A 7,181-nucleotide genomic window follows, 5' to 3' on the forward strand; every position below is an offset into this window, starting at 1 on the left:
TCGAGGTCATCTTAACGTTTTAGGGCGGGATTACTTTTATTTTAGGTTGCCTTTCTCCACTGTGTGTACAGATGTACATATAACGAAGGTATGGCATACAGTGGGACAACGGTAAGGCTGCGACCAATTTCAACAAGCATGGCATTGATTTCGCTGATGCTGTGTTGGTGTTTGCCGATGATTTAGCTATCACTGTCAACGATGAGCGGTTTGATGAAGAGCGGTTCATCACGATTGGTATGGATGCGTTGGGTCGAATTCTTGTTGTGGTATACACCTGGCGTGGCGATGAGATTCGGTTAATTTCGGCTCGAACAGCAACGCGCTCGGAACGAAAGCAATATGAAGAGGGATGAACAATGGACGCAGAATATGATTTCAGTCAGGGGAAACGGGGCGCGATTGATCCGATCGCGCTCGGAAAAACTCGCATTACGATTCGATTGGATGATGACGTTCTGGCGTGGTTTCGAGAACAGGTTCATGCAGCGGGTGGAGGTAACTATCAAAGTTTGATTAATGAAGCGTTGCGTCAACATATTCAGCAACAGCGTGAACCGTTGGAAGCGACGTTGCGGAGGGTGCTACGCGAAGAGTTAGAGCGGATCGACCATTGAGCGCGATCGCGGTTGGTAGGGATATGGCACTCAAAATCAAAAAGTTTGTGCAGCTTTTAGGTTTATGGTCAGCCTCTGGCACTTTGCATATTAATTATAGAGTTGCGATCGCACTCCCTTCCATTGTTTTGATGATCTCGGCGATCGCAGCATCGGTTGTCATGACTGTCTGTGCTGACTCCTAGATGAACAGAGTAAAAGCTAAAAGCCCATTTTGGCGGTTAGCGGCACTTTTTTTGAATGCTAGGCAGACTTTTTTGGTGAGACGCGATCGACTACACTTAAAACCGAATCACACGATACCCGTATGAGCTTTGATACCACTTGTCGGCGACTGGCTGAACAATTTCCCGAAGACTTTGCAAGCTGGCTCCTCGGCTATCGTGTCCCCCTGACTGAACTGAGTCCAACTGAACTTTCCATCGAACCGATTCGCGCTGATAGCGTCATTCTGCTGCAAGGACAAGCCGAAATCGTGCATATCGAGTTTCAAACTGATCCGAAAGACGATGTGCCGATGCGGTTAGCAGATTATCGCTTGCGTCTGCATCGCAGATTCCTAGAAAAGACGATTCATCAAGTCGTGCTCTATTTGCGAGAAACGAATTCCGAGCGGGTGTATCAGAACTGCTTCGAGATTGCGGGAATGTATGCCGAGTTCAACGTCATCCGCATCTGGGAAGTGCCTGCGGAAGACCTGATGGCGTTTCCGGGGTTGCTGCCGTTTGTGGGACTCAGCCGCAGTGATAACCCGATTCAAACTCTACGCCGAGCGGTGCGGGAGATTCAGAACATCGTGGATGAGTCGCAGCAGCATGAAGCAATGGCAGCGACCTACGTGCTGTCTGGGCTAAAATTTGAAGCAGCAGTGATTGGACAAATTATCAGGAGGGATGTGATGCGCGAGTCTGTTACTTATCCAAGAAGGACGCGAAGAAGGACGCGAGGAAGGACGGGAGGAAGGACGGGAGGCGGAAGCGATCGCATTAGTGACTCGTCTTCTAACTCGCCGCTTGAAACACGACCTTTCTGAGGAGATGCGCGCTGCTTCGCAGATACCGCAAGGGTCGCGCCTTTCATCCCTGACTTTACCTGTCCTCGAAGACCTCAGCGAAGCCTTACTCGATTTCACAAGGTTGGCTGATGTAGAGACTTGGTTGGAGGAGCGATTAGCGCAAAGCGCAACTCCGTAGGAACCGCACTTGTGATACGGAGCAATCGACAATCAGAGCGCGATCTCGGAAACCATCGAGCGATCGCTCCACAGTGCAACGCGATCGCGTCTGGTAGGCTCTACAATTCTCTAGAACAAAAATTTGTGTGGATTGGTATGAGGAGAACGCCAGTTGATCTGTATCGGATGGGCAATGCTGTCTCTGCCCGATTGAACAATGTTAGAGCGAAAGATATTGACCTGTATGAGAATGAAGGACAAACTTGGGTAGCAGCAAATTCAGGAGGGATTTCGACTTTTTCGGATAGAGGCAACAGTAAAAACTGGTGGAAGCTCGATCAGGGGGCTGAAATTCCGAATCAGCTTCGGGTGATTAACGATTATGGGAATCATTGGCTTTGGGAACCCAGTTACTCAATGCCGATGGATGATTATCAGGAAGCGTTACGATCGATAGGCGAACAGTTTTACAAAGTGAGTTGAGAACATGATGATGAATCTATCTCCAAAGGCGATGCGATCGATGGTTGAAGCGTTAGAGTTTCGGATTGCGGCTTATCAAAGTCAGCTAGATGAAGCAGAGTTGTCTGAAGATGAGGTTTCGGATGTGACGAATGACATGATGTTTTTGGAGTCGTTGCGGCAGGAGCTACAGAAGGCGCTGGATGTTCCAATGGCTCAGGTTTTTTGAGCTTTGGGGAGAAAGTGTAAAGCGATCGCGGAAACAATCGAGCGATCGCTCGCTCCACAGTGCAATGCGATCTCACTCCCTTCCATTGTTTTGATGATCTCGGCGATCGCAGAATTGACTGTCATGATTGAATGTACTTGCTCCTAGATGAAATGCGTTTAGCGCAGAGCGCAACTCCGAAAGAATCCTACCTAATATCTACAATGCGATCGCTCCCACTGCTTCACTCATGTGATCGCCACTTCATTTCCATCACTAGTTGAAGCAACATATAGCACACACTATCGCCAAACCATACTGTTGATCACATCAAAATGAAAGTCATACGTCCAGACAGGAACTCTCAAACGTTGAGAGATTGCGGCTGTAGTGGCATCAAACAGTGTAATTGCTTGGTCTGGATAGCGTTGAATGATTTGGGTCGCCATCTGATAATCCTCAAGAGCAGGTTGCAGTTGTTCTGTCCCAACGGAGATCTCCTGGATGTAGCGAAACCCCATTTGAATTCCTAGTCGTTTGAGAATCAGGCTGTGGGTTTCCAAGAAAATCGGATATGGGATCAATACCGTGAGACTTTGTTGCGCCAGACGTTCAACTTCTGCTAGAGCTTGTGAGTGATAGCTATCGCTTGGATCATAGGCAGCATAGAGAGGTCCAGTATCAGCGATCACGCTTCTCATGCTGAAGAGTCTTGCTCGAAGTGAGTGAGAATGTGATCGTGATGAATGGAGGTATCGCTGTAACCGCTACCTTGAGAGGCAGGGGTAATGTGCAAGCGTTTCTGAGATTCAAGATAGCCGCGATCGATGAGAAAGGTTTGTAAGGCGGTTTGCAGAACGCTAGGGATGTCGGTTGGCGTTGGCTGATCTTGGATGTAGTCTGCGATCGCTTGGGCGAGGTCATCGGGGAGTTCAGTATTTAGATTCATGGTCAGCCTCTGGGCACTTTGCATATTAATTATAGAGTTGCGATCGCACTCCCTTCCATTGTTTTGATGATCTCGGCGATCGCAGCATCAGTTGTCATGATTGTCTGTGCTGACTCCTAGATGAAGTGCGTTTAGCGCAGAGCGCAACTCCGAAAGAATCGCACCTAATATCCACGGGGTTAGATGTGTATCGTCAACCCAATCTACTGGAGATCGGCGATCGCCATGCTTGATAAGGATTTCGATATCTGCCGCCGCTACCGCAAAGAACCGCCCGCTATTTTGTACTATCCATCAAGTTCTCGAATGGTTTGTTATTTTGCCAGCGACAAATGCTGAAGTCTCGTCTGTCGATCGTCAGAATGCGCCCGTGTCCAAGATGCTCTGCTAACACGACGAGAGAAGCGTCTGCTAAATCCATTGGTAAATCTGCATAACGTTCTATCAACTCAACGATGCGATTAATGTGCTGATTTTGCAAATGGAATACTTCAAACAGACCGCTAGACGCAGCCCGTAGAAATTTGCATTTTGCAGGATGATTGAGCAAGAAGCAAACTTCAGTAATGACTGGATAGGTTGAGATTAAGGGTTCTGTGATCCGACTGAAGGCGTTCTGCGCTTGTTGATGAAAGTCATCTTGTTGATCGATTAGCGCAACAAAGGCTCCTGTATCTACGATAATCACAGGCGACCCTGCTGACGCTTTTGGTTGAGATACTCTTGAATTGAGGAATGATCAGTTGATGGCAAATCTGGCATGCCGTTCATACATCCTACTAAGTCGAAAGCCTGGAATCGTTCTAGAGCAGTCTTTGCGGAATCTTGGAGGATACAATAATAAGTATCAATGGCTGCTCCAACCGCTTGCTCAATCAACTCGCTTGGGTCTTGTAGCCCGTTCTGTTGAATGTATCTCCACTTTTGAGCTTGCTCTGCTTCTAAATAAATCCTGACTTCCATTTTCCTGTACCCTCTTGTTGCCCCATCCTAACATTTTCCTCCATCAATAGCGAGCGCCCACAACTCCTGCTCTCAGTACGTTCTCGCCCCTCCTCCACATTTTTCGTTCGGCTTTGCCGTCTCGTTGAGAGCCGCTCACTTTCCGAAAGTGTGAGGTTGAGTGATGCGTTACGCTGCGGTAACGCATCCTACAAGATCGGCGATCGCACTTTCTGAGGAGATGCGATCGCGCCTTTCATCCCTGACTTTACCTGTCCTCGAAGACCTCAGCGAAGCCTTACTCGATTTCACAAGGTTGGCTGATTTAGAGACTTGGTTGGAGGAGCGATTAGCGCAAAGCGCAACTCTGTAGGAACCGCACTTGTGATACGGAGCAATCGACAATCAGAGCGCGATCTCGGAAATCATCGAGCGATCGCTCCACAGTGCAACGCGATCGCCCTACGACGAGGGCGATCGCACTTGTAGATTAAGAAAACGTATTGAACACGAATTCAAGGTGTGTTGACAAGGTATCTATATAAGTCATCAATCACAGCATCAGCAGCGAGTGGGCCATCCCCAATCCACGGCACATACTCGACAGGGTAGACCTTCTTTTGCTGAACGGCTGTGAGTGTTTGCCAAAAAGGTCTTTTTTGAAATCTTGCAAAATCCTCTCCATTACGATTATCACCGCCCATAAAGAATAAAATGTCTGCGTCTATTAGATCAAGCCTTTCTTCAGATATGCTGGGTATCACACCATCAGGTACAGAAACATTCTGTGCCAAGGGGCGTTGCAGCCCCAAGTCTTCAAGGATGGAACCTGCAAATGAGTTTTTAACAAAGATGTATGCAGTCTCACCCACAGCAGTAACAATGGAAATTCTTTGATTTTGATAGCGATTTCCGAAGGCTGTTTTTAATCGATCAATTCGTTGATAATAGTGATTCCAGACTTCCTGTGCTTTTTGTTCTTTATTTAGTAATTCAGCAGTAATATTAAATCCCTCTTTCCAATCTAAATCATTGGTCGGAATTATTAGTGTAGGTGCAATTTGAGAAAGCAAAGGGTATATTTTTCCAGCATCTTCCCAAGCCAAAATTAAATCAGGCTTAAGCAGTAAAATTTTCTCCAGGTTAACATTCCGTGAAAAACCTACATACTTTATCCCTCCTACCTTATTACCCAGATAGGGATAGTACTGAGAACTTAGATGAGTTTCATTCCACTCTTCACCAGTACTACCAATTGGTTTGATGCCAAGTGCAAGTGCACGAACCAGAATTTCATATGAAATAGTGACAACCCGTTTAGGGTTATTCGGAACACAGGTTTGACCCATTGCGTGCTGCACAACTCGGCAAGGACTTAAGGGTGGTTTGGGAGTTGGCACTCCGCTATGCTCGATTGCTGTGCTGCTACAGGCTGAGGCGAGCATGGCAGCTAAACCCACCCTTAAAAACCATTGCCACCAACCTTGCCATTGTGGGCACACTGTTCTTAGCACCAGTCTAATTCCCCCCTTTTTCAAAAGGGCTAAGGGAGATCTCATGCTTGACCACAATGCTTTTATCACCACAGACGTTTACCTACCCTATAAATCAAAACTAGTTTCCAGAGGGATCAAAACTGCCACGAAATCGTGCCCTGCACTGTAAACGGCTCACCATAAGAAATGCTATCTCGACCAAAGGAACTTTCAAAATAATCGACATTAAACAGATTTTTAACATTAATGGCAGCACGGAAGCGGTCTCTCCTATAAAAAATCGCCGCATCCGTCCGCAGATAGCTGGGAAGTTCCACACTACTGCTGTCTAAATCAGTTTCCCGTCCTCCCACATAGAATAATCCCAAACCAAAACCTAATCCTTGCAAATCACCTTCTTGGAGTTCATAGCTAGTCCACAGATTCAAGGAATTTTCCGGAACACCATTCAACCGATTACCTATGGGAAGTCTATTGTCTTGGGTAAGTCGAGCATCGGTGTAGGCATAGCCTGCAATAATGTTCCATCCCGGCAATATCTCACCTTGAGCAGTCAGTTCAACGCCTCGGCTGCGCTGTTTCCCTGTCTGAATCTCAAATTCACCTGGGGGTACACCAGGTCTATTATCAGCCGTCAAAACACCAGTGCGGGTCAGGTCGTACAAGGCAAGGGTAGCTGAAAGTCGGTCGCTCACATCTGCCTTGACCCCCACTTCATACTGGGTGCCGCGCTCTGGTTGAAATTGGCTGCCATCAAAGGCAGTGCCAAAGGTCGGAGAAAATGAGCGACTGTAGCTGGCATAGAGAGAAATGGGTTGAATCGGCTGATAAACAATCCCTACACGCGGACTGAAGGCATTTCCCGATCCACTGGTTCTGGTATCTGCCAGATTATCTTGGTTGGTTTGCTTAAATAGATCGAACCGTCCGCCTAGCAATAACTTTAGGTTCTCTGCCAGTGTCACCTGGTCTTGAATATAAATCCCTAAAGTGTCTGTTCTGTTTGACCCATTAACAACTTGATTAAAAGGTGCAGTAGCAGGTCGCTCATACACAGGGTTGAACAAGTCTATTGGTTCAGCAGGTGCTCTAGTAATATCGATAAATTCTTCATATCGACTCAAATCGACTCCAACTGTTAGCTGATGACCAATTGAACCCGTTGCAAATTGACCATTCAGGTTGAGGTTGAGGTCGTAAGAATCGAAACGGGTGCTAGCGAAAGAGAGTGTGCCATCCAAGGTTCGACCATCTGCTCTAAGCTCGACTTTATCCATCTTGAAGGAGAGGAAAGGAAGCAAGATTAGGAAAGCGTTGTTTGATTTGTCCTGAT

Annotated in this window: 15 protein-coding genes; 8 read left to right on the top strand and 7 right to left on the bottom strand. The window is 47.0% G+C overall.

Annotated features, from left to right (window positions below; all coding sequences use genetic code 11):
- Positions 1-95 precede the first annotated feature (95 nt).
- The 7 genes from GS601_RS21120 to GS601_RS21150 all read left to right on the top strand — a co-directional run bounded on the left by GS601_RS21120 (position 96) and on the right by GS601_RS21150 (position 2,482).
- Positions 96-356, top strand: coding sequence for a BrnT family toxin (locus tag GS601_RS21120; protein ID WP_162425288.1), 261 nt, complete (start codon positions 96-98; stop codon positions 354-356).
- Between the two features lie 3 nt (positions 357-359).
- Complete coding sequence (locus GS601_RS21125) at positions 360-617, top strand: BrnA antitoxin family protein (RefSeq protein WP_162425270.1); 258 nt, start codon at positions 360-362, stop codon at positions 615-617.
- 23 nt (positions 618-640) lie between these two features.
- Complete coding sequence (locus tag GS601_RS21130; RefSeq protein ID WP_162425271.1) at positions 641-802, top strand: hypothetical protein; 162 nt, start codon at positions 641-643, stop codon at positions 800-802.
- Positions 803-924: 122 nt separating this feature from the next.
- A complete protein-coding gene (locus GS601_RS23380) occupies positions 925-1,650 on the top strand; it encodes an RpnC/YadD family protein (protein ID WP_162425272.1) in 726 nt (241 codons plus the stop codon).
- Positions 1,607-1,810, top strand: a complete 204-nt coding sequence (locus tag GS601_RS23385) for a DUF4351 domain-containing protein (protein ID WP_162425273.1) — start codon at positions 1,607-1,609, stop codon at positions 1,808-1,810. Before GS601_RS23380 ends, GS601_RS23385 begins: the two co-directional genes overlap by 44 nt.
- Positions 1,811-1,821: 11 nt before the next feature.
- Complete coding sequence (locus tag GS601_RS23020; RefSeq protein ID WP_238393427.1) at positions 1,822-2,274, top strand: Tse2 family ADP-ribosyltransferase toxin; 453 nt, start codon at positions 1,822-1,824, stop codon at positions 2,272-2,274.
- Positions 2,275-2,278: 4 nt separating this feature from the next.
- Positions 2,279-2,482, top strand: coding sequence for a hypothetical protein (locus GS601_RS21150; RefSeq protein ID WP_202925254.1), 204 nt, complete (start codon positions 2,279-2,281; stop codon positions 2,480-2,482).
- On the opposite strand, the gene GS601_RS21155 is transcribed toward GS601_RS21150, so the two are convergent.
- From GS601_RS21155 to GS601_RS21175, 5 genes are all read right to left on the bottom strand, one after another.
- Positions 2,470-2,607 carry a hypothetical protein gene (locus GS601_RS21155; RefSeq protein ID WP_162425274.1) on the bottom strand — a complete coding sequence of 46 codons (138 nt, stop codon included), beginning with the start codon at positions 2,605-2,607 and terminating at the stop codon, positions 2,470-2,472. The two genes, GS601_RS21150 and GS601_RS21155, sit on opposite strands and share 13 nt — an antisense overlap.
- Positions 2,608-2,763: 156 nt before the next feature.
- Positions 2,764-3,162, bottom strand: coding sequence for a type II toxin-antitoxin system VapC family toxin (locus GS601_RS21160; RefSeq protein ID WP_162425275.1), 399 nt, complete (start codon positions 3,160-3,162; stop codon positions 2,764-2,766).
- Complete coding sequence (locus tag GS601_RS21165; RefSeq protein ID WP_162425276.1) at positions 3,159-3,410, bottom strand: DUF2811 domain-containing protein; 252 nt, start codon at positions 3,408-3,410, stop codon at positions 3,159-3,161. Before GS601_RS21165 ends, GS601_RS21160 begins: the two co-directional genes overlap by 4 nt.
- Before the next feature lie 277 nt (positions 3,411-3,687).
- Positions 3,688-4,098, bottom strand: a complete 411-nt coding sequence (locus GS601_RS21170; RefSeq protein WP_162425277.1) for a PIN domain-containing protein — start codon at positions 4,096-4,098, stop codon at positions 3,688-3,690.
- Positions 4,095-4,373, bottom strand: coding sequence for a hypothetical protein (locus GS601_RS21175; RefSeq protein ID WP_162425278.1), 279 nt, complete (start codon positions 4,371-4,373; stop codon positions 4,095-4,097). The genes GS601_RS21170 and GS601_RS21175 overlap by 4 nt, the downstream gene beginning before the upstream one ends.
- Before the next feature lie 163 nt (positions 4,374-4,536).
- Here GS601_RS21175 and GS601_RS21180 point away from each other — a divergent pair, with 163 nt between their 5' ends.
- Positions 4,537-4,725 (top strand): DUF4351 domain-containing protein, encoded by a 189-nt coding sequence (locus GS601_RS21180; protein ID WP_162425279.1) that lies wholly within the window; start codon positions 4,537-4,539, stop codon positions 4,723-4,725.
- Between the two features lie 142 nt (positions 4,726-4,867).
- On the opposite strand, the gene GS601_RS21185 is transcribed toward GS601_RS21180, so the two are convergent.
- Together GS601_RS21185 and GS601_RS21190 are read right to left on the bottom strand one after the other, a co-directional pair.
- Positions 4,868-5,701: an ABC transporter substrate-binding protein gene (locus GS601_RS21185; protein ID WP_162425280.1), complete on the bottom strand. Its 834-nt coding sequence runs from the start codon at positions 5,699-5,701 to the stop codon at positions 4,868-4,870.
- A 281-nt stretch (positions 5,702-5,982) separates the two neighbouring features.
- The coding region (locus GS601_RS21190) for a TonB-dependent siderophore receptor (protein ID WP_162425281.1) at positions 5,983-7,181 on the bottom strand (1,199 nt) is incomplete at its 5' end.

This window comes from Myxacorys almedinensis A (genome assembly GCF_010091945.1).
GTDB lineage: Bacteria > Cyanobacteriota > Cyanobacteriia > Leptolyngbyales > Leptolyngbyaceae > Myxacorys > Myxacorys almedinensis.